Here is a 20012-nt window from a genome sequence, read left to right as displayed (position 1 = left end):
CCATGGCCGTGCAGCCGTTCGACTATGTGGTCCTGGGCGGCGGCACCGCGGGCTGCACGCTGGCCGCCCGGCTCAGCGAAGACCCTGCCGTGCGCGTGGCCCTGGTGGAAGCCGGCGGCAGCGACGCCAGCGGCTGGGTCACCGTGCCCATGGGCATCATCGGCACCGTGCCCAAGCGGCGCATGAACTGGGCCTTCGAGACCGAGCCGCAGCCCGGCCTGAACGGGCGCCGCGGCTACCAGCCACGCGGCAAGGTGCTGGGCGGCAGCTCGTCCATCAACGCCATGGTCTACGTGCGCGGCCACCCGGCGGACTACGACGAATGGGCGGCGCTGGGCTGCGCCGGCTGGGGCTGGCGCGATGTGCTGCCCTACTTTCTGCGCAACGAAGGCAACACCACGCTGCCAGCATCCGAGCTGCACGCCACCGATGGCCCGCTGAAGGTCTCGGCGATCCGCTCGCCGGCCGCGTTCAACGAGCGCTTCCTGCAAGCCGGCCAGCAGTGCGGCTACCCGCTGAACCCGGACTTCAACGGTGCAAGCCAGGAGGGCGTGGGTTGGTTCCAGGTCACGCAGCATGGGGGCGAGCGTTGGAACGCACAGCGCGCCTACCTTGCGCCCGCCCGCAGCCGCCCCAACCTCGCGGTGCTGACCGGCGCGCATGTGCTGCGCCTGTGCCTGGACGGCCGGCGCGTGACCGGTGCCGACATCGTGCAGGACGGCGCCGAGCAGACCCTCCAGGCCCGCGCCGAGACGCTGCTGTGTGCCGGCGCCTTCGGCAGCCCGCAGCTGCTGATGCTCTCTGGCATCGGGCCCGCGGCCGAGCTGCAGGCCCACGGCATCGCCGTGCGCCACGACCTGCCTGGCGTGGGCCGCAACCTGCAGGACCACCTGGATTGCGTGCTGGCGCGGCGCTGGTTCGACCTGGAGCTGTTCGGCCGCACGCTGCCGGGCGCGCTGTCGCTGCTCTGGCATGCCTGGCAGTACCGGCACCGGCGGCTCGGCAAGCTGACCACCAATTTCAACGAGAGCGGTGGCTTCCTCTGCAGCCGGCCCGGCCTAGTGCGGCCCGACATCGGCCTGCACTTCTCGCGCGCCCAGGTGCAGGACCATGGTCGCCGGCAGTCGCCCGGACACGGCTACGGCCTGCACGCCTGCGTGCTGCGCCCGGCCTCGCGCGGCCACGTGGGCCTGCACAGCGCCGACCCGCATGCACCGCCGCGCATCGATCCCGGCTTTCTGTCCGATCCGGCCGACATGGACAGCATGGTCGCGGCCTGGCGCATCTGCCGCCGGCTGTTCGATGCCCCGGCCTTCGCCAGCGTGCGCGGCACACCGGTGCAGCCCGAGCCCGACCCGGCCGACCGGGCCGGCATCGAGGCCGCCATCCGCACCACGGCCGACACCATCTACCACCCGGTGGGTACCTGCCGCATGGGCAGCGACCCCGACGCCGTGACCGACCCGGGGCTGCGCGTACAAGGCCTGTCGGGCCTGCGCGTGGTCGACGCCTCGGTCATGCCCCGGCTGATCGGTGGCAACACCAACGCACCGACCTTCATGATCGCCGAGAAGGCGGCCGACCTGATCCGCGGCCGGCCCGCGGCGACACCCGCCTGACAGGCAAGAACGACAAGGAGACGCCCATGCCCGCCGCCACCCCGCCCCTGCCACCGGCCTACCAGGGCCACGCCGGCCACACGCGCGCCGAATCGCGCCCCTGGTGGCCCGAGCCGCCGCGCCCGGCACCCGGCACGCCCAACGTGCTCGTCGTGCTGTTCGACGACGTGGGTTTTTCCGACTTCGGCTGCTACGGCTCGGACATCGCCACGCCCACCATCGACGCGCTGGCCGCCGCCGGCGTGCGCTGCACCGGCTTGCACACCACGGCCATGTGCTCGACCACGCGCGCGGCGCTGCTGACCGGGCGCAACCACCACGCCGTGGGCATGGGCTGCCTGGCCAACTTCGACTCGGGCTTTCCGGGCTACCGCGGCAAGATCGCGCGCGACGCCGCCACGCTCTCGGAGATGCTGCGCCCGCACGGCTACAACAACTACATGGTGGGCAAGTGGCACGTCACGCCCGTCAGCGAGACCGGCCCCGGCGGCCCCTACGACGGCTGGCCGCTGCGCCGCGGCTTCGACCGCTTCTACGGCTTCCTCGACGCCGAGACCGACCAGTACAGCCCGGAGCTGGTGCAGGACAACACCCTCATCGCCGCGCCCGGCACCTACGAGAGCGGCTACCACCTGACCGCCGACCTGGTGGACCAGACGATCCGCATGCTGGCCGACCACCAGGCCGACCGGCCGCGCCAGCCCTGGTTCACCATGCTCTCGCTGGGGGCCTGCCATGCGCCGCACCAGGCACCAGCCGACCTGATCGCGCATTACGACGGGCGCTTCGGCCACGGCTGGGACGAGGAGCGCGCCCGCCGCCTGGCGCGTCAGATCGCGCTGGGCGTGGTGCCGCCCGGCACCGAACTGCCCGAGCGCAACCCCGGCGTGCCGGCCTGGGACACCCTGCCCGAGGACCAGCGCCGCCTGTTCACCCGCCTGCAGGCCGCCTACGCCGCCATGCTGGACCATGCCGACCAGCACCTGGCGCGCCTCGTGGCCTTCCTGGACGCCGCCGGTCTGCGCGACGACACGCTCATCCTCGTGCTCTCGGACAACGGCGCCAGCCAGGAGGGCGGGCCGCTCGGCATGGTCAACGCCATGGGCCCGTTCAACCTGCTGGCCGAGACCCTGGCCACCAAGCTCGCCCGCATCGCCGACATCGGCGGCCCGGACACGCACAGCAACTTCCCCTACGGCTGGGCGATGACGGCGAACACGCCGCTCAAGCGCTACAAGCAGAACACGCACGGCGGCGGCATCCGCGACCCGCTGATCGCGGCCTGGCCCAAGGGCATCGCCGCACGGGGCGGGCTGTGGAATGGCTTTTGCCACGTCAGCGACCTGGCGCCCACCGTGCTCGACCTGCTGCAGCTGGCCCCGCCCGCGCAAGTCGAGGGCGTGCCGGCCCAGCCCATGACCGGCCAGAGCTTCGCCGCCTGCCTGCGCGATGCCGCCGCGCCCTGGCAGCGCGGGCCGCAGTACTTCGAGATGTTCGGCCACCGCGGCATCTGGCACGACGGCTGGAAGGCCGTGGCGTACCACGCCGTCAACACCCCGTTCGAGAACGACCAGTGGGAGCTGTACCACCTGGAGGAGGACTTTTCGGAAACGCGCGACCTGGCCGCCGAACAGCCCGGGCGGCTCGAAGCGCTCAAGGCCCTGTGGTGGCGCGAGGCCGAAGCCAACCAGGTGCTGCCCATGGACGACCGCTTCGCACCGCGCTTCGCCGAGAACGGCCGGCGCGTGCACGGGCCGCGCACGCGCTTCGTGCTGCACGCCGGAATGGGCCATTTGCCCAACGACGTGGCGCCCGACGTGCGCAGCCGCGACTACCTGATCGAGGCCCACCTGCGCATCGACGCCGACGATGCCGAAGGCGTGCTCGTCGCGCACGGCGACGCCACCTGCGGCTACAGCCTGTACCTGCAGGATGGCCGCCTGGTGCACGACATGAACGTGGGAGGCCGGCACCACCTCATCACGTCCGAGCGCCCGGTGACGCCCGGCCACCACGTGTTCGGCCTGCGCATGCGGCTGGGGCCCTGGGTCAAGGTGCAGCTGCCGGTGATGGGGCTGAGCATCATGCCCTCCACCCGCACCGCCACGCTGCTGATGGACGGCGAGGAGGTCGGCGCGCTGGACACGCGCATGCTGGGCTTCAACTCGCAGGTGTCGTTTTCGGGCCTGGACATCGGGCTGGACCGCGGCAGCCCGGTCTCGCACTATGCGGCGCCGTTCGCACTGCGCGGCGCGCGGCTGTTCCGCGTCGAGTACCAGCTCGACCCGCTGCAGCGGCTGGACCTCGACCAGATCGCGCTGGTCGAGATGGCGCGCCAATGAATTCCGCACGACAACGAACTGGAGACCCGCCATGCAACGCCGCCACGTCCTCGCCAGTGCCCTGCCCGCCCTCGCCCCGCTGCTGTGCACGCTGCCCGCCTACGCGCAGACGCCCTTGAAGATCATCACCACCGACCAGCCCGGCGGCGGCATGGACGCGCTGCTGCGCCCCATGGCCGACAAGCTGGCGCAGAACCTGGGTCGCCCGGTGCTGGTGGAGAACCGGCCCGGCGCCCAGGGCCGCATCGGTGGCCAGGCCGTGGTCTCCAGCCCTGCTGACGGCAACACCCTGCTGGCCACCGTGCAGGCCGGCATCGTGATCAACCCCCAGGCCTACAGCAGCTGGCCCTACGACACCCGCACCGCGCTGCTGCCGGTCACCGATCTGGGCCGCGGCAGCCTGCTGCTGCTGACGCCCGGCAGCGCCCCGTTCTCCGATTTCGCGGGCCTGGTGCAGTGGCTCAAGGGCCAGCCGCGCGGCAGCGTGAGCTACGGCACCTACGGGCTGGGCACGATCTCGCACTTCGGCGGCGTGCTGCTCAGCCAGTCGCTGGGCCTGGACATGACGCCGGTGCACTACAAGGCCTCGGGCGACCAGGTCAAGGATCTCGCCGGGGGCCAGGTGTCGTGGGGCTGGGGTCCGGCCGCCGGCGCGATCGCGCAGTTGGTCAAGGCCGGCCGGCTCAAGGCCCTGGCCTACCTCGGTCCGCAGCGGCTGCCGGCCTTCCCGGACGTGCCCACCATCCGCGAGCTGGGCCACGCCAGCGTCGAGATGGACGGCTGGATCGGCGTGTTCGCACCCAAGGGCACGCCGGCCGACGTGGCGGCGCGCCAGCAGCAGGAGATCGCCAAGGTGCTGGCGCTGCCGGCCATCCGCGAGATGTACCTGAACTTCGGCTTCGCACCGGGCGGCGGCACGCCGGCCGAATTCGCGCAGCTGGTGCAGGCGGACTGGCAGCGCTTCGGCGGCACCATCCGCCAGATCGGCTACAAGCCCGACTGAGCTCAGACCGTCATCGCCAGCATGCCGGCGGCCAGCACCGCCATCTGCCACCCCAGCGCACTGCGCGGCCGCACGATGCGCTGCTCCAGCCGGTGCAGGCCGGCGCCGGCCAGCAGCGACAGCGCGAACACCAGCGCCATGCCCAGCGCGTGCTGCACCGCGCCCTGCGGCCACAGCCACCGCCACAGCGCACCCACGGCGAGCAGGACCGGAAAGTGGACCAGGAACACCGGATAGGAGATGCCCGACAGCCAGGCCACCCAGCGCGGCGCCTGCCAAGCCATGGCGCCAGAGGCCTGCAGCACCCCCAGCGCCAGCGCGCAGGCCCAGGCCACCGCGATGCGGTCGCGCCAGCCCAGGGCCAGCGCCAGGCCGCCAAGCGCGGCCACCGCCGCCAGGCCGGCCCAGGGCCTGGCGCTGCGCGCCGACCAGGCCGACAGCAGGCCCAGGCCATAGGCGCCGAAGAAATACAGCGCCGTGGCCTCGAAGCGGTGGTCGAGGTTCACCCAGCACAGGGACAGCGCCGCCGTGGCTGCGACGGCGGCCACGGCCACCGGCCCGCGCAGGCGGCACAGCAGCGTCGCCAGCGCGAACAGCTGCAGGTCGATCGCCACATACCAGACGCCGGCCGACAGCGACTCCTCGCCCAGCAGATCCTGCACCAGCAGCAGATGGGCCAGCAGCTGCATCCAGGTCGGGGTGGCAGGCGCGTCGGGATGGCCCAGGCTGCTGCGCACCGCGTCGGACACCAGGATGGCCAGCACCAGCGCGCCCGCGTACGGCACCAGCAGGCGCAGGTAGCGCCGGCCCACCTGTTCGGCCCAGGGCATGGATGGCGCACGGCCCGGCCCCATGCTGCGTGCCAGCAGGAAACCCGAGACCACCAGGAACACCTGCACCGCCATGCGGCCATAGGCGAACAGCCAATCGACCACGGCCGGCGCCAGCGGCCGGGCAAGGTCGGACATGGACCCGTAGAAGGCCAGGTGGTGCCAGACGATCAGCACGCAGGCCAGGGCCTTGAGCGCGTCGACCGGCCCGAGCCGATCGTTCATGGAAACAGGCGTGTCAGGCGAGCAGGCGCCGGCGCGCTTCGTCGTACTCGCGGCGCAGCTGCGCGATGAACTCGGCCGCCGGCCGCACCTTGTCGATGACGCCGATGCCCTGGCCGCTGCCCCAGATCTCCTTCCAGGCCTTGGGCTTGCTGCTGCCGCTGGAGAAGTTCATGGCGCTGGGATCGCTGACGGGCAGGTTCTCCGGGTCCAGCCCGGCCGCGCGGATGCTGGCCGCCAGGTAGTTGCCGTGCACGCCCGTGAACAGGTTGCTGTAGACGATGTCGTCGGAGCTGCCGGCCACGATGGCGTGCTTGTAGCCTTCGGCCGCGCGCGCCTCCTCGGTGGCGATGAAGGCCGAGCCGATGTAGGCGAAGTCCGCCCCCATGGCCTGCGCCGCCAGCACCGCGCCGCCCGTGGCGATGCTGCCCGACAGCGCGATCGGGCCATCGAACCACTGGCGGATCTCCTGCACCAGCGCGAACGGGCTCTTGATGCCGGCATGGCCGCCGGCACCGGCCGCCACCGCGATCAGGCCGTCGGCGCCCTTCTCGATCGCCTTGCGCGCGAACTTGTTGTTGATGATGTCGTGCAGCACCACGCCGCCGTAGCTGTGGGCCGCGGCGTTGATGTCCTCGCGCGCGCCCAGCGAGGTGATGATGATGGGCACCTTGTACTTCACGCACATGGCCATGTCGTGCTCGAGCCGCTCGTTGGACTTGTGCACGATCTGGTTGATCGCGAAGGGTGCGGCCGGCCGGTCCGGATGCTCGCGGTTCCAGGCCGCCAGCCCCTCGGTGATCTCGATCAGCCATTCCTCCAGCTGCTCGGCCGGGCGGGCGTTGAGCGCCGGCATGGAGCCGACCACGCCCGCCGTGCACTGCGCGATGACGAGCTTGGGGTTGCTGATGATGAACAGCGGCGAGCCGATGATGGGCAGCGGCAGGTGCGCCAGGGCGCCGGGCAGTCTGGACATGGGTCTCCTTGTTGTATCGGTCTGTTTTAGAACGCTTCGAGCGGCAGGGCTGTCACACTGGCGGCACCGTCCACGATGGCGTCGCGCTGGCCCGGTGCGCGGGTCAGGATGTGTTCGGCGTAGAAGCGCGCCGTGGCGATCTTGGCCTGGGCGAAGGCCGGGTCCTCGGCACGGTGCTGTTCGGCCGCGAGCAGGCCGCGCGCGAGCTGCCAGCCCGCCACCAGGTTGCCGGCCAGCAGCAGGTAGGGCACGGAGCCGGCGTAGACGGCGTTCGGATCGCTGCGGCTGGCGCCCGCGATGAAGTCCACGGCCTGGACGAAGGCCTGGCGCGCGGCGGCCAGGCGGCGCGCCACGGCCTGGGCGTCGGCGCTGCCGCTCTTCGCCAGCTCGGCCTCGGTGGCCTCGACCTGGGCGGCGATGGCCTTGGCGCCCTTGCCGCCGTCGCGTGCGGTCTTGCGGCCCACGAGGTCGTTGGCCTGGATCGCGGTCGTGCCCTCGTAGATCGGCAGGATGCGCGCGTCGCGGTAGAACTGGGCCGCACCGGTTTCCTCGATGAAGCCCATGCCGCCGTGCACCTGCACGCCCAGCGAGGTCACCTCCAGGCTCATCTCGGTGCTGTAGCCCTTCACGAGCGGCACCATGAACTCGTAGAAGGCCTGGTTGTCCTTGCGCACCTGGGCGTCGGGATGGTGGTGGGCGGCGTCGTAGGCGGCCGCGGCCACGCTGGCCATGGCGCGGCATCCCTCGGTCAGCGCGCGCATGCTCATGAGCATGCGGCGCACGTCGGGGTGGTGGATGATGGGTGCGCTGGCCGCCACGCTGCCGTCCACGGGGCGGCTCTGCACACGCTCCTTGGCGAAGGCAGCGGCCTTCTGGTAGGCCGTCTCGGCCACGGCGATGCCCTGCACGCCCACGGCATAGCGGGCCGCGTTCATCATGATGAACATGTATTCGAGGCCGCGGTTCTCCTCGCCGACCAGTTCGCCGATGGCGCCCTCGCCCGCATCGCCGAACTGCAGCACGGCCGTGGGGCTGGCCTTGATGCCCAGCTTGTGCTCGATGCTGACGCAGCGCACGTCGTTGCGCGGGCCCAGCGAACCGTCGGCGTTGACGAGGAACTTGGGCGCCACGAACAGGCTGATGCCCTTGACGCCCTCGGGCGCGCCCTGCACGCGGGCCAGCACCAGGTGGACGATGTTGTCCGCCATGTCGTGCTCGCCGTAGGTGATGAAGATCTTGGTGCCGAACAGCTTGTAGCGGCCGTCGGGCAGCGGCTCGGCGCGCGTGCGCACCAGGGCCAGGTCGCTGCCGGCCTGGGGCTCGGTCAGGTTCATGGTGCCGGTCCACTCGCCGCTGACCAGCTTCTCCAGGTAGGTGGCCTGCAGCGCATCGCTGCCGGCCGTCAGCAGCGCCTCGATGGCGCCATCGGTCAGCAGCGGGCACAGCGCGAAGCTGAGGTTGGCCGAGTTCAGCATCTCGCCGCAGGCCGCGCCGATGGTCTTGGGCAGGCCCTGGCCGCCGAAGTCGGCCGGGTGCTGCAGACCCTGCCAGCCGCCCGCGGCGAACTGCTGGAAGGCTTGCTTGAAACCGGGCGTGGTGGTGACCACGCCGTCATTCCAGGACGAGGGATTGCGGTCGCCGGCCTCGTTGAGCGGCGCCACCACGTCCTGGTTGAAGCGGGCGGACTCTTCCAGCACGGCCTGCGCCGTTTCCAGGCCCGCATCCTCGAAACCCGGCAGCTGTGCGATCTCGTCGATGCGCGCCAGGTGGCGGATGTTGAACAGCATGTCTTTCAGCGGCGCGACGTAGGCCATCAGCATCTCCTCTTCTTCTCACGAAAAAAGGGCATCGCGACGCGATGCCCTTGTGGCTGAACCGTGGGGGTTCAGTTCCTCACAGTGCCTTGACCAGCTCCGGCACGGCGACGAACAGGTCCGCCTCCAGGCCGTAGTCGGCCACCGAGAAGATCGGTGCCTCGGGGTCCTTGTTGATGGCCACGATCACCTTGCTGTCCTTCATGCCGGCCAGATGCTGGATCGCACCCGAGATGCCGGCCGCGATGTACAGCTGCGGTGCCACGATCTTGCCGGTCTGGCCGACCTGCAGGTCGTTCGGGGCGTAGCCCGCATCCACTGCCGCGCGGCTGGCGCCGATGGCCGCGCCCAGCTTGTCGGCCAGCGGGGTCATGACTTCGGTGAACTTCTCGGCGCTGCCCAGGGCACGGCCGCCGGACACGATGATCTTGGCGGCCGTCAGTTCCGGGCGCTCGCTCTTGGCGATTTCCGAGCCGACGAAGCTGCTCTTGCCGCTGGCGGCGACCGCGCTCAGGCTTTCCACCGCGGCGCTGCCACCCGTGGCAGCGGCGGCATCGAAGCCGGTGCCGCGCACGGTGATGACCTTGACGCTGTCGCTGCTCTGCACGGTGGCGATCGCGTTGCCGGCGTAGATCGGGCGCTCGAAGGTGTCGGCACTGTCGACCTTGGTGATGTCGCTGATCTGGCTCACGTCCAGCTTGGCGGCCACGCGCGGGGCGACGTTCTTGCCGCTGGCCGTGGCCGGAAACAGGATGTGGCTGTAGTTGCCGGCGATGGCCAGCACCTGGGCGGCCACGTTCTCGGCCAGGCCGTGGCCCAGGCCGGCGCCGTCGGCGTGCAGCACCTTGGCCACACCGGCGATCTGCGCGGCGGCCTTGGCGGCTTCGCTGGCGTTCTCGCCTGCCACCAGCACGTGCACGTCGCCACCGATGGCGGCGGCGGCGGTGACGGTGTTCAGGGTCGCGCTCTTGATGGAGGCGTTGTCGTGTTCTGCGATGACGAGGATGGACATGTTCTTGTTCTCCTTCAGATGACCTTGGCTTCGGTCTTCAGCTTGGCGACCAGCGTGGCCACGTCGGGCACCTTGATGCCGGCCGAACGCTTGGGCGGCTCGCTGACCTTCAGCGTCTTGAGCTTGCTGGCCACGTCCACGCCCAGGTCCTCGGGCTTGAAGGTGTCCAGCTGCTTCTTCTTGGCCTTCATGATGTTGGGCAGCGTGACGTAGCGCGGCTCGTTCAGGCGCAGGTCGGTGGTGATGACCGCCGGAATGCTCAACGACAGGGTTTCCAGGCCGCCGTCCACTTCGCGGGTCACGTTGACCTTGTCGCCAGCGACCTCGACCTTGCTGGCGAAGGTGGCCTGCGGCAGGTCGGCCAGGGCCGCCAGCATCTGGCCGGTCTGGTTGGCGTCGTCGTCGATGGCCTGTTTGCCCAGGATGATCAGGCCGGGTTGTTCCTTGTCGACCAGGGCTTTCAGCAGCTTGGCCACGGCCAGGGGCTGCAGCTCGGCATCGGTCTGCACCAGGATGGCGCGGTCGGCACCGATGGCCATGGCCGTGCGCAGGGTTTCCTGGCACTGCTGCACGCCGCAGGAGACGGCGATCACCTCGGTGACCACGCCCTTTTCCTTCAGGCGCACGGCCTCTTCGACGGCGATCTCGTCAAACGGGTTCATGCTCATCTTGACGTTGGCGATGTCAACGCCGCTGCCGTCGGACTTCACGCGAACCTTGACGTTGTAGTCGACCACGCGCTTGACGGGGACCAGGACCTTCATTGATGCGACTCCTCTTGGATGTGCTGCTTGCGCAGGCTGCAGGAACAAAACTCCCGGATTCTAAGGGGCGGCCCCGCCCGCCCCATCCGGCCAAAGACACCGGCGGGACAGTGGAAACACCAGTCGCGCGGCTGGCGCATCCGCGGCACACGCAGCAGCCGTGCCTTGGCTTGTAGGGCGGCGCGCCAGGCCGGTGTCGGCGCGCCGCCGAAGATGCCCTTGGTCACCGGCACTTCACCGCGCAGCCGGCCCATTGCATCTATGCTGTGGACTCCGTCATTCCGAGCACTGTGCACCGAACAAGAATGCGCTCCACCCTGTCCTCCTCCCCTGTCATCGTCATCACAGGTGCCTCCAGCGGCATCGGCCGCGCCACGGCACTGGCCTTCGCGCAGCAGCGCGCGCGCCTGGTGCTGGCCGCGCGCGGCGCCGAGGCGCTGGAGCGCGTGGCCGCGCAGTGCGCGCGGCTGGGCGCCCAGGCCATCGCCGTGCCCACCGACGTCACCGACGCCAAGGCCGTGCGGGCGTTGGCGGGGGCGGCGTTGCGGCGCTTCGGCGGCATCGATGTCTGGATCAACAACGTGGGCGTGGGCGCCGTGGGCCGCTTCGAGGCCACGCCCATGGAAGCGCACCGCCGCGTGGTCGAGGCCAACCTGCTGGGCCACATGCACGGCGCCCACGCGGTGCTGCCGCACTTTCGCGCGCAGCGCAGCGGCGTGCTCATCAACATGATCTCGCTGGGCGGCTGGGTCGCCACGCCGTATGCGGGCGCCTACACGGCCAGCAAATTCGGCCTGCGTGGCTGGTCGGCCTCGCTGCGCGCAGAACTATCGGACCTGCCCGGCGTGCACGTCTGCGACGTCTGCCCGACCTTCGTCGACACGCCCGGCCTGCGCCATGGCGCCAACTACACGGGCCGCAAGCTCAGCCCGCCGCCGCCGCTGGATCCGGATGCCGTGGCCAACGCCGTCGTGCGCCTGGCGCGCCGGCCGCGGCCCACGCTGTGGCTGGGCGCGGGCTCGCTGGCCGGCCGGCTGGCCCAGTCGGCCGCACCGGCCACGACCGGCCGCATCGGCAAGTGGGTGGCGGACCGTGCACTGGCCCGCGCCGAGCGCGCGCCGATTTCGCAGGGCAACCTGTTCGACGCCTCGCGCCACCCGGCCGTGCACGGGGGCTTCCGGCCCGAACCCAAACCCAGGAGCAAGCTGGCGATCGGCCTGGGCCTGGCATTGGTCGGCGCCGTGGCGCTGGGCGTTCTGCTCGCCACCAAGGAACGCGGCGAGCGCAGCTGAGTCAGTGCAGCGGGAGGTCGATACGCGCCGCCAGCGGCAGCGCGGTGGTGGCCTCGCTGCTGGCCAGGAGCACGGTGCGCGCGCGTGCGGCTCCGATCACGGTCAGCGCCTCCCACAGGCAGCGCACCGAACCCTGGTCCAGCGCGGCCGTGGGCTCGTCCAGCAGCACCACGGGCCGGCGCCCGGCCAGCGCCGCGGTCAGCCAGACCTTGCGTTTGGAGCCTGTGGAGAGCATGTAGAGCGACTTGTCCAGGTGCGGCGCCAGGCCGAAACCCTCGACCAGCGCATCGCGCACCGCCAGATCGGCGTCGGCGCCGGCCAGTTGCGCCAGGCAGTCCCTGGCCGTCATCTGGTCGAAGTCCTGCGTGGCCGGGTCGACGAAGAACAGCTGCGCGCGGTAGCGCCCCGGCGCGTCGGCCAGCACCGCATCGCCGATCTGCAGCCGACCGGCGTCGGCAGCCTGCACGCCGGCCAGCAGACGCAGCAGCAGGCTCTTGCCGGTGCCGGTGTCGCCGTACAGCAGCGTGATGCCGGGGCCGATGCGGGCCGACCAGTCGGCGACCAGCGGCGCCTCGCCCGCGAAGGCGAAGCGCAGGCCCTGGATGTCGATCACACGCCGACCGCGTCGAACTCGCGGTAGCTGTCGGCCAGCCAGGTCTTCACGCGCTGGCGGTCCAGCAGGCCCAGGCCGCCGCCCGGCGTCGTGGCCTTCCAGAAGCTGCTGCTGGCACCGTCGATCTTGAGCATCGCGCCCTCGCTGAGCTTCTTGAGCTGCACCACCTTGGCGCCGAGTTCTTCGGCGCGCTGTTGCTGACCCGACGTGTCCAATGCGGAAAAGTCGCTGCCGCGCACCTGGTTGCGCACCAGTACATAGGACAGGCCATTGCCGAAGCGGTCGAGCAGCTTGCCCAGCAGGTCGGCCGAGTCCTTGCCCGCGTCCATCACATGCCAGTAGGTGAGCTGGATGCCTTCGTCGGCGGCCACGGCCAGCAGGCTGGCCTCCTCCATCCATTGTGCGAGCGTCTCGTGGGTCTGGGCGGCCAGGTCGACCAGCACGCGGCGCTCGGGCTGTTCGGCCGCGGCCTCGACGATGGCGTCCAGCGCCTCGGCGCGGTCCATCGCCACGGGCGTCGCGTAGTCTGCGTAGAAGCGCAGCAACGCGCCGTGCGAGCGGTCGGTGTCGAAGGCGGTGAACGGCAGCTGCCGGTCGATGCAGTACTGGGCCAGCAGGCGCGAGGTCAGCGACTTGCCGACGCCGCCTTTCTCGCCGCCGATGAAATGGATGTTTGCCATGCGTGCACTCCCTGGGGTTTGTGTTGTCGCGCACCCGCAGCAGGGTGCACCGGTGCATGGTAGCCGCAGCAGGTGGCGCAGCAGCCGGCGTTACAGGTCGGCCAGCACGCGGATGTGCGCCTCCACGCTGCGCGCCAGTGCGCCCAGGTGGTAGCCGCCTTCCAGGCAGCTCACGATGCGGCCCTTGGCATGGCGGCGCGCGATGTCCTTGATGCAGGTGGTGATCCAGACGTAGTCCTGTTCGACCAGGCCCAACTGGCCCATGTCGTCCTCGCGGTGCGCATCGAAGCCGGCGCTGATGAAGATCATCTCGGGCTTGTGCGCCTCCAGCCGCGGCAACCAAACCATGTCGATCATCTCGCGCACGTCCATGCCGCGCGTGTAGGCCGGCACGGGCAGGTTGACGAGGTTGTCGGCCTGCCGGTGCGGCCAGTCCACCGGGTAGAACGGGTGCTGGTAGAAGCTGGCCATCAGGATGCGCGGGTCGCCGGCCACGATGTCCTCGGTGCCGTTGCCGTGGTGCACGTCGAAATCGATGATGGCCACGCGCGACAGGCCGTGGCGTTCCAGCGCATAGCGTGCCGCCAGCGCCACGTTGTTGAAGAAGCAGAACCCCATGGCCCGGTCGCGACAGGCATGGTGGCCGGGCGGGCGCACCGAGCAGAACGCGTTCTCCAGTTCCCCGCCGATCACCGCATCGGTGGCGGCCAGCGCGGCACCCGCGGCGCGCAGCGCGGCGTTCCAGGTGTGCACGTTGAGGCTGGTGTCGGGATCGATCTGCGCGTGCGTGGGACCGCCCGCGACGATCTGCTCCTGCAGGTTGTCGGTCATGCCGCGGATGGCGGCCACGTGCATGCGGCCGTGCGCGAGCTCCAGGTCAGAGACCGTGGCCAGCGGTGCCTCGCGCCGGTCCAGCGCATCGCCCACGCCGGAGACCAGCAGCCGGTCCTCGATGGCGTCCAGCCGCTCCGGGCATTCCGGGTGGCCGGGGCCCATCTCGTGCTTCCAACAATCGCGGTGGCTGAAGTATCCCGTCTGGTTCACGGCTGTGTCTCGCTTGCTATCGTTTTCGGGTAATGTCTCGCGATGATCGTACAAGAGAAAGTCAAGGACCTCTTGCGCCAGCTCAATGGCGTCATCGTGGGCAAAGAAGCCCAGGTCCAGGATTGCGTGGCCTGCCTGCTGGCCGGCGGCCACCTGCTGATCGAGGATGTGCCGGGCGTGGGCAAGACCACGCTGGCCCATGCGCTGGCGCGCACCTTCGGCCTGCAGTTCTCGCGCGTGCAGTTCACGTCCGACCTGATGCCCTCGGACCTCTCGGGCGTCTCGGTCTACGAGCGCGGCAAGGAGGCCTTCGTGTTCCATCCCGGCCCGCTGTTCGCGCAGATCCTGCTGGCCGACGAGATCAACCGCGCCAGCCCCAAGACGCAGAGCGCGCTGCTCGAGGCCATGGAGGAAAAGCAGGTGACGGTCGAGGGCGCAACACGGCCGCTGCCGCGCCCCTTCTTCGTGATCGCCACGCAGAACCCGCAGGACCAGCTCGGCACCTTCGCGCTGCCCGAGTCGCAGCTGGACCGCTTCCTGATGCGCATCTCCATCGGCTACCCCGACCGCGCGGCCGAGCGCCTGCTGCTGGCCGGCGAAGACCGGCGCGACCTGGTCGACGCCCTGCCCGCGCTGCTGAACGGCGCGCAGCTGCAGCAGCTGCAGCAGCAGGTGCTGCAGGTGCATGCGGCGCCGCCGCTGATCGAATACGTGCAGGACCTGATCGCTGCCACGCGCTCGGGCCGCTGGTTCCTGCAGGGCCTGTCGCCGCGCGCCGGCATCGCCGTGGTGCGCGCGGCCAAGGCCCAGGCGCTCTTGGCCGGGCGCGACTATGTGGCGCCCGACGACGTGCAGGCCATCCTGCCGCAGACCGTGGCGCACCGGCTGGTGCCCGTGGGCGACGCCGGGCGCGGTGCGGTCGAGCAGGTCCGCGCCATGCTCGAGGCCGTGCCCTTGCCGTGAAAGCCCTGGCCCGCCTGAACCCCTGGGCCCGCTGGCGCGGCCGCATGCGGCAATGGTGGGAGGCGCGGCTGCCGCGCGGCGACCAGCTGCTGCTGACCCAGCGCAACATCTACATCCTGCCCACGCGCGCCGGCCTGATGCTGGCGGCCACCGTGCTGCTGCTGCTGCTGGCGTCCATCAACTACCAGCTCAACCTGGGCTACCTGCTCACCTTCCTGCTGGCCGGCTGCGCGCTGGTCGGCATGCATGTGGGCCATGCCACGCTGCGTGGGCTGCAGCTGCACCTGCTTCCACCGGAGCCGCAGTTCCTGGGCAGCGGCAGCACGCTCACGCTGGAGCTGGCCAGCACGCGCAAGACCGCGCGGCATGGCATCGCCGCCAGCCTGCTGGACACCGCGAAGCAGGCTTTCGTCGACGTGCCCGCCGGTGGCCGCAGCCAGGTGCACGTGGCCTTCTCGCCAGCGCGGCGCGGCCTGCACGCCATCCCCACGCTGACGCTGGAGACCCGCTTCCCGATGGGCGCGTTCCGCGTCTGGACCCTGTGGCGGCCGGCCGCCCAGGTGCTGGTCTATCCGCAGCCCGAAGCGCATCCACCGCCGCTGCCCGCAGGCGAGCCGCGCGCCGGGGGCGCGATGGCGCGCCAGGCCGCCAGCACGGGCGAGTTCGACGGCGTGCGGGCCTACCGCCGCGGCGACCCGCTCAAGCTGGTGGTCTGGAAGAAGGCCGCCAAGGCCGGCGAGCTCGTCAGCCGCGACAGCCAGCAGGCCCAGCGCCACGAACTCTGGCTGGACCCGGCGCTGGCCCAGCTGCCCGACGGCGAGCAGCGCCTGGCGCGCCTGTGCGCCTGGGTGCTGCAGGCCGACCGGCTGGACCTGGAGTACGGCCTGCGCGTGCCCGGCGTGGAGGTGCCGCCCGCCAGCGGCGAGGCCCACAAGCGGCGCTGCCTGGAGGCACTGGCGCTGTGCTGAGCCGTCTGCTGCCCCGTCGCCTGGCTGGCGAGCTGCCGCGCGATGGCCGCGACACGCTGTTCCTGCTGGCCGTGATCGGCTGGATCCTGCTGCCCCAGGTGCCGCGGCTGCCGCTGTGGTGCAGCCTGCTGGCCGGCGCTGTGCTGCTGTGGCGCGGCTGGATCGCGCTCGGCGCACGCCCGCTGCCCTCGCGCTGGTGGCTGGCGGCCCTGCTGGCGCTGACGCTGGGCCTGACGCTCATGAGCCACCGCACGCTGCTGGGCCGCGACGCGGGCGTCACGCTGCTGGTCTCGCTGCTGGCGCTCAAGACGCTGGAGCTGCGCGCGCGGCGCGATGCCTTCGTGGTGTTCTTCCTGGGCTTCTTCACGATGCTCACGAACTTCTTCTTCTCGCAGTCGCTGGCCACGGCGGCCGCCATGCTGGTCGGCCTGCTGGGCCTGTTGACGGCGCTGGTCAACGCCCACATGCCGGTGGGCCGGCCGCCGCTGGCCGAGTCGGCACGTCATGCGCTGCGCATGGCCGCCGTCGGCGCGCCCATCATGCTGGTGCTGTTCCTGCTGTTCCCGCGGCTGGCACCGCTGTGGGGCATCCCGAGCGACGCGATGAGCGGACGCAGCGGGCTGTCGTCCACCATCGAGGTCGGCAACCTGGCCAGCCTGGCGCTGGACGACAGCATCGCCATGCGCATCCGTTTCGACGGCCCGCCGCCGCCGCAGAACGACCTGTACTTCCGCGGGCCGGTGCTGTCCGAGTTCGACGGCCGCCAGTGGCGCCAGGGCCGCGGCGACTACAGCTTCAACACCGCGCCGCAGCGCAACCTGCAGCTCGGCGGCCAGCCGACCGGCTACGAGGTCACGCTGGAGCCGAACAACCGACCCTGGCTGCTGCTGCTGGACGTGGCCTCGCGCCGGCCCGAGCTGGCCGGCCTGCAGGCCCTGCAGACGCAGGACCTGCAGTGGCTGGCCAACCGCCCCATCACCGACCTGGTGCGCTACCGCGCCCAGAGCCACACGGACTTCCGCTACGGCCCGCTGCGCCGCACGGCCGAGTTGCTTGGCGACCTGCAGCTGCCCGCCGGCAGCAACCCGCGCACGCTGGCCCTGGCCGCGGAGCTGCGCCGCGACCCGCGCTACGCCCAGGCCGGCAGCGCCGCGCTGGTGGCCGCGGCGCTGGAGCGCCTGCGCACGGGCGGCTACAGCTACACGCTGGAGCCCGGCGTCTATGGCGAACACACGGCCGACGAGTTCTGGTTCGACCGCAAGGCCGGTTTCTGCGAGCACATCGCCTCGGCCTTCGTGGTGCTGATGCGCGCGCTGGACGTGCCCGCGCGCATCGTCACGGGCTACCAGGGTGGCGAGATGAACGCGGTGGACGGCTACTGGACCGTGCGCCAGAGCGACGCCCATGCCTGGACCGAGGTCTGGCACGAAGGCCAGGGCTGGCTGCGCGTGGATCCCACGGGCGCCGTGATGCCGGGACGCATCGGCAGCCTGGAGCGGCTGCGCGCGCCACAGGGCGCGTTCGCCACCGCCATCGGCAACGTCAGCCCCAACATCTCGGCCCAGCTGCGCGCCGCGTGGGAGGCCGTCAACAACCGCTGGAACCAGTGGGTGCTGAACTACACGCAGAGCCGCCAGCTCGACCTGTTGCGCGCGCTGGGCTTCGAGGCGCCCGACTGGCAGGACCTGGGCCGGCTGCTGGCCGCACTCGTGGTGCTGGCCAGCCTGGGTGGCGCCGGCTGGACGCTGTGGGACCGGCGCCAGCACGATCCCTGGCTGCGCCTCCTGCACAAGGCGCGCGAGCGCCTGCGCGCCGCCGGCCTGGCCGTGCCGCCGCAGGCCGCGCCGCGGCAGCTGGCCCAGCTGCTTGTACAGTTGCCGGCTGCCGCGGCCGGACCGCAGCCTGTGGCGCCACTGCGCGACTGGCTGCTGCGCCTGGAAGCGCAGCGCTACGCACGCGCGCCGGCCCTGGAACTGGCGACGCTGCAGCGCGAGTACCGCCGCCTGCCCTGGCCCACCCCTGTCCCCTCCGCATGAACCGATTGTTCCGCTCCAGCTTGACGCTGTTGGCCGCCGCCCTGCTCGCCGCCACCGCCCAGGCCCAGACCCCCGCGCCCGCCAAGAAACGCCCCGCCGCAGCCAAGGCCGCGCCGGCCCCCGGCCCGCTCTACGCCACCCGGCCCGATGTGCTGCGCGCCGCCGACGACATCGCCACGCGCCGCGACCTGGACCGCGAATGGGTGCGCCAGGCCATCGGCCAGGCCCGGCTGCTGCCCCAGGTGCAGCGGCTCATGACGCCCGCGCCCAGCGGCACGCCCAAGAACTGGCGCTTGTACCGCAGCCGCTTCGTCGAGCCGATCCGCATCCGCGCCGGCGTGCGCTTCTGGCAGGAGCACCGCACGGCGCTCGAGCGTGCCGAACGCGAATACGGCGTGCCGGCCGAGATCATCGTGGGCATCGTCGGCGTGGAGTCGATCTACGGCCAGCAGATGGGCGGCTTCAACGTCATCGACGCCGTGACCACGCTGGCCTTCGACTTCCCCAAGGCGCATCCGCGTGCGGCCGAGCGCAGCGCCTTCTTCCTGGGCGAGCTCGAGCAGCTGCTGAGCCTGTCGCAGCGCTCCAACGTGGACCCGCATGCCTGGCGCGGCAGCTACGCCGGCGCCATGGGCATGCCGCAGTTCATGCCGTCCAGCTGGGTGCGCTACGCGGTCGACTTCGACGGCGACGGCCGGGTCGACCTGTTCAACAGCGTGGACGACGTGATCGGCTCGGTCGCCAACTACTTCAAGGCCTTCGGCTGGAAGACCGGCATGCCGGCCACCTACCCGGTTGTCCTGAACGCGCAGGCCGACATGGACGCCCTGCTCGCGCCCGACATCCTGCCCAGCTTCAGCGTGGAGAGCTTCACGGCCAAGGGCGCGCTGCTGCAGGGCGAGGCGCTGGCGCACACCGGCCCGCTCGCGCTGGTCGAACTGCAGAACGGTGCCGAGGCGCCACAGTACGTGGCCGGCACCGAGAACTTCTACGTGATCACGCGCTACAACTGGTCCAGCTACTACGCGATGGCGGTGCTGGAACTCGGGCAGGCGGTGCGCGAGGCACTGGACCGTTAGGCACGCACCATGGAGAACGCGCGCAGGTCGTTGCCCGGTGCGTCGTCGCGCCAGCGCAGGTAGAGCCAGCGCAGGTTGCGGTACAGCAGCGGATTGGGCGCCAGCGTGGCGCCGCCGCCCACGCGCCGCTCGATCCAGTCGCGCGAGTAGAAGGTGGTCTTGGTCAGGATGGAACGCAGGCTGGCGCGCAGCATGGCCTCGTGCAGGTCGCCATGGCGCACGCCGATGGCGATGTACTCGAAGTAGTTGAGGATGTAGCGCAGCGCCTCCTCGTCGTCGCCGGAGATGCCCTGCGTGGGGTCGGCGTCGGGATCGCGCGTCTTCAGCGGATGCCGCGCCTCGTAGCCGCCAAAGAACTTGTTGACCCGGTCGGCGCGCTCCATGTAGGTGGCCGACAGGCGCGACTGCAGCAGCGTGTTGACGGTGTGCTGCTTGACCGAGTTGCGGATCGAGGTCCAGGCGGTGGTGATCCAGCCGATCACCGCCAGCCAGGCCGCCAGCAGCACAACGATCTGCTGCTTTTCCAGTGCCTCGGCCGGGGCCGTGCGGCGCAGCCAGGCATGCCACCAGAAGAACACGGCGAGAGAAATCAGGGCCGCAAAAAACAAAAGGCCCAGCACGAAGCTGGGCCTCCAGAACGATGGATCGCCCTTATGCGAAGCCATCGCCTTCCGTGAAGCATGTTGTCATGTGACCTCCTTGCGGTTGCACTGCCATGGCTCCGAGGCGGGGCCATCCGGCTTCGCAGGGGCGGC

General features: G+C 71.0%; 18 protein-coding genes. 8 read left to right on the top strand and 10 right to left on the bottom strand.

Features of this window, described 5'->3' with window-relative positions; genetic code table 11:
- Window positions 1–2: 2 nt before the first annotated feature.
- Genes ACSQ4M_RS20790 through ACSQ4M_RS20780 form a run of 3 tightly spaced genes read left to right on the top strand, consistent with a single transcriptional unit; the run spans window position 3 to window position 4964 of the window.
- Window positions 3–1619: a GMC family oxidoreductase gene (locus ACSQ4M_RS20790; RefSeq protein WP_436191319.1), complete on the top strand. Its 1617-nt coding sequence runs from the start codon at window positions 3–5 to the stop codon at window positions 1617–1619.
- 26 nt (window positions 1620–1645) lie between these two features.
- A complete protein-coding gene (locus ACSQ4M_RS20785) occupies window positions 1646–3961 on the top strand; it encodes an arylsulfatase (RefSeq protein WP_436191318.1) in 2316 nt (771 codons plus the stop codon).
- 31 nt (window positions 3962–3992) lie between these two features.
- A complete protein-coding gene (locus ACSQ4M_RS20780) occupies window positions 3993–4964 on the top strand; it encodes a Bug family tripartite tricarboxylate transporter substrate binding protein (protein WP_436191317.1) in 972 nt (323 codons plus the stop codon).
- 2 nt (window positions 4965–4966) lie between these two features.
- On the opposite strand, the gene ACSQ4M_RS20775 is transcribed toward ACSQ4M_RS20780, so the two are convergent.
- From ACSQ4M_RS20775 to ACSQ4M_RS20750, 6 genes are all read right to left on the bottom strand, one after another.
- A complete protein-coding gene (locus ACSQ4M_RS20775; protein WP_436191316.1) occupies window positions 4967–6019 on the bottom strand; it encodes an acyltransferase family protein in 1053 nt (350 codons plus the stop codon).
- 13 nt (window positions 6020–6032) lie between these two features.
- On the bottom strand, window positions 6033–6992 hold the full coding sequence (locus ACSQ4M_RS20770; RefSeq protein WP_436191315.1) for an NAD(P)H-dependent flavin oxidoreductase: 960 nt from the start codon (window positions 6990–6992) through the stop codon (window positions 6033–6035).
- Between the two features lie 26 nt (window positions 6993–7018).
- A complete protein-coding gene (locus tag ACSQ4M_RS20765; protein ID WP_436191314.1) occupies window positions 7019–8806 on the bottom strand; it encodes an acyl-CoA dehydrogenase in 1788 nt (595 codons plus the stop codon).
- A 79-nt stretch (window positions 8807–8885) separates the two neighbouring features.
- On the bottom strand, window positions 8886–9818 hold the full coding sequence (locus ACSQ4M_RS20760) for an electron transfer flavoprotein subunit alpha/FixB family protein (RefSeq protein ID WP_436191313.1): 933 nt from the start codon (window positions 9816–9818) through the stop codon (window positions 8886–8888).
- Window positions 9819–9832: 14 nt separating this feature from the next.
- Window positions 9833–10582, bottom strand: a complete 750-nt coding sequence (locus tag ACSQ4M_RS20755; RefSeq protein ID WP_436191312.1) for an electron transfer flavoprotein subunit beta/FixA family protein — start codon at window positions 10580–10582, stop codon at window positions 9833–9835.
- The gene (locus tag ACSQ4M_RS20750) at window positions 10579–10836 is read right to left on the bottom strand and encodes a hypothetical protein (RefSeq protein WP_436191311.1); all 258 of its coding nucleotides are present in this window, start codon (window positions 10834–10836) and stop codon (window positions 10579–10581) included. The genes ACSQ4M_RS20755 and ACSQ4M_RS20750 overlap by 4 nt, the downstream gene beginning before the upstream one ends.
- 51 nt (window positions 10837–10887) lie before the next feature.
- Here ACSQ4M_RS20750 and ACSQ4M_RS20745 point away from each other — a divergent pair, with 51 nt between their 5' ends.
- Window positions 10888–11874: an SDR family oxidoreductase gene (locus tag ACSQ4M_RS20745; RefSeq protein WP_436191310.1), complete on the top strand. Its 987-nt coding sequence runs from the start codon at window positions 10888–10890 to the stop codon at window positions 11872–11874.
- 1 nt (window position 11875) lies between these two features.
- On the opposite strand, the gene ACSQ4M_RS20740 is transcribed toward ACSQ4M_RS20745, so the two are convergent.
- The 3 genes from ACSQ4M_RS20740 to ACSQ4M_RS20730 all read right to left on the bottom strand — a co-directional run bounded on the left by ACSQ4M_RS20740 (window position 11876) and on the right by ACSQ4M_RS20730 (window position 14211).
- Window positions 11876–12487: an ABC transporter ATP-binding protein gene (locus ACSQ4M_RS20740; protein ID WP_436191309.1), complete on the bottom strand. Its 612-nt coding sequence runs from the start codon at window positions 12485–12487 to the stop codon at window positions 11876–11878.
- On the bottom strand, window positions 12484–13167 hold the full coding sequence (locus ACSQ4M_RS20735; protein ID WP_436191308.1) for a mobilization protein: 684 nt from the start codon (window positions 13165–13167) through the stop codon (window positions 12484–12486). Before ACSQ4M_RS20735 ends, ACSQ4M_RS20740 begins: the two co-directional genes overlap by 4 nt.
- 90 nt (window positions 13168–13257) lie before the next feature.
- Complete coding sequence (locus tag ACSQ4M_RS20730) at window positions 13258–14211, bottom strand: histone deacetylase family protein (protein WP_436191307.1); 954 nt, start codon at window positions 14209–14211, stop codon at window positions 13258–13260.
- 42 nt (window positions 14212–14253) lie between these two features.
- Between ACSQ4M_RS20730 and ACSQ4M_RS20725 the strand changes: the two genes are divergently transcribed.
- Genes ACSQ4M_RS20725 through mltB form a run of 4 tightly spaced genes read left to right on the top strand, consistent with a single transcriptional unit; the run spans window position 14254 to window position 19257 of the window.
- Window positions 14254–15174 carry an AAA family ATPase gene (locus tag ACSQ4M_RS20725; RefSeq protein ID WP_436191306.1) on the top strand — a complete coding sequence of 307 codons (921 nt, stop codon included), beginning with the start codon at window positions 14254–14256 and terminating at the stop codon, window positions 15172–15174.
- A gap of 44 nt (window positions 15175–15218) precedes the next feature.
- Window positions 15219–16142, top strand: a complete 924-nt coding sequence (locus ACSQ4M_RS20720; protein ID WP_436194046.1) for a DUF58 domain-containing protein — start codon at window positions 15219–15221, stop codon at window positions 16140–16142.
- Complete coding sequence (locus tag ACSQ4M_RS20715) at window positions 16139–18178, top strand: transglutaminaseTgpA domain-containing protein (RefSeq protein WP_436194045.1); 2040 nt, start codon at window positions 16139–16141, stop codon at window positions 18176–18178. Before ACSQ4M_RS20720 ends, ACSQ4M_RS20715 begins: the two co-directional genes overlap by 4 nt.
- Window positions 18175–19257 (top strand): lytic murein transglycosylase B, encoded by a 1083-nt coding sequence (gene mltB / locus ACSQ4M_RS20710; RefSeq protein WP_436191305.1) that lies wholly within the window; start codon window positions 18175–18177, stop codon window positions 19255–19257. The genes ACSQ4M_RS20715 and mltB overlap by 4 nt, the downstream gene beginning before the upstream one ends.
- On the opposite strand, the gene ACSQ4M_RS20705 is transcribed toward mltB, so the two are convergent.
- Window positions 19254–19922, bottom strand: coding sequence for a DUF4760 domain-containing protein (locus tag ACSQ4M_RS20705; RefSeq protein WP_436191304.1), 669 nt, complete (start codon window positions 19920–19922; stop codon window positions 19254–19256). The genes mltB and ACSQ4M_RS20705 overlap by 4 nt on opposite strands.
- Window positions 19923–20012 lie beyond the last annotated feature (90 nt).

This window comes from Pseudorhodoferax sp. LjRoot39 (genome assembly GCF_964253035.1).
In the GTDB taxonomy this organism is placed as follows: Bacteria; Pseudomonadota; Gammaproteobacteria; order Burkholderiales; family Burkholderiaceae_C; genus Pseudorhodoferax.
This window is presented reverse-complemented; position numbering and strand designations above follow the sequence as displayed.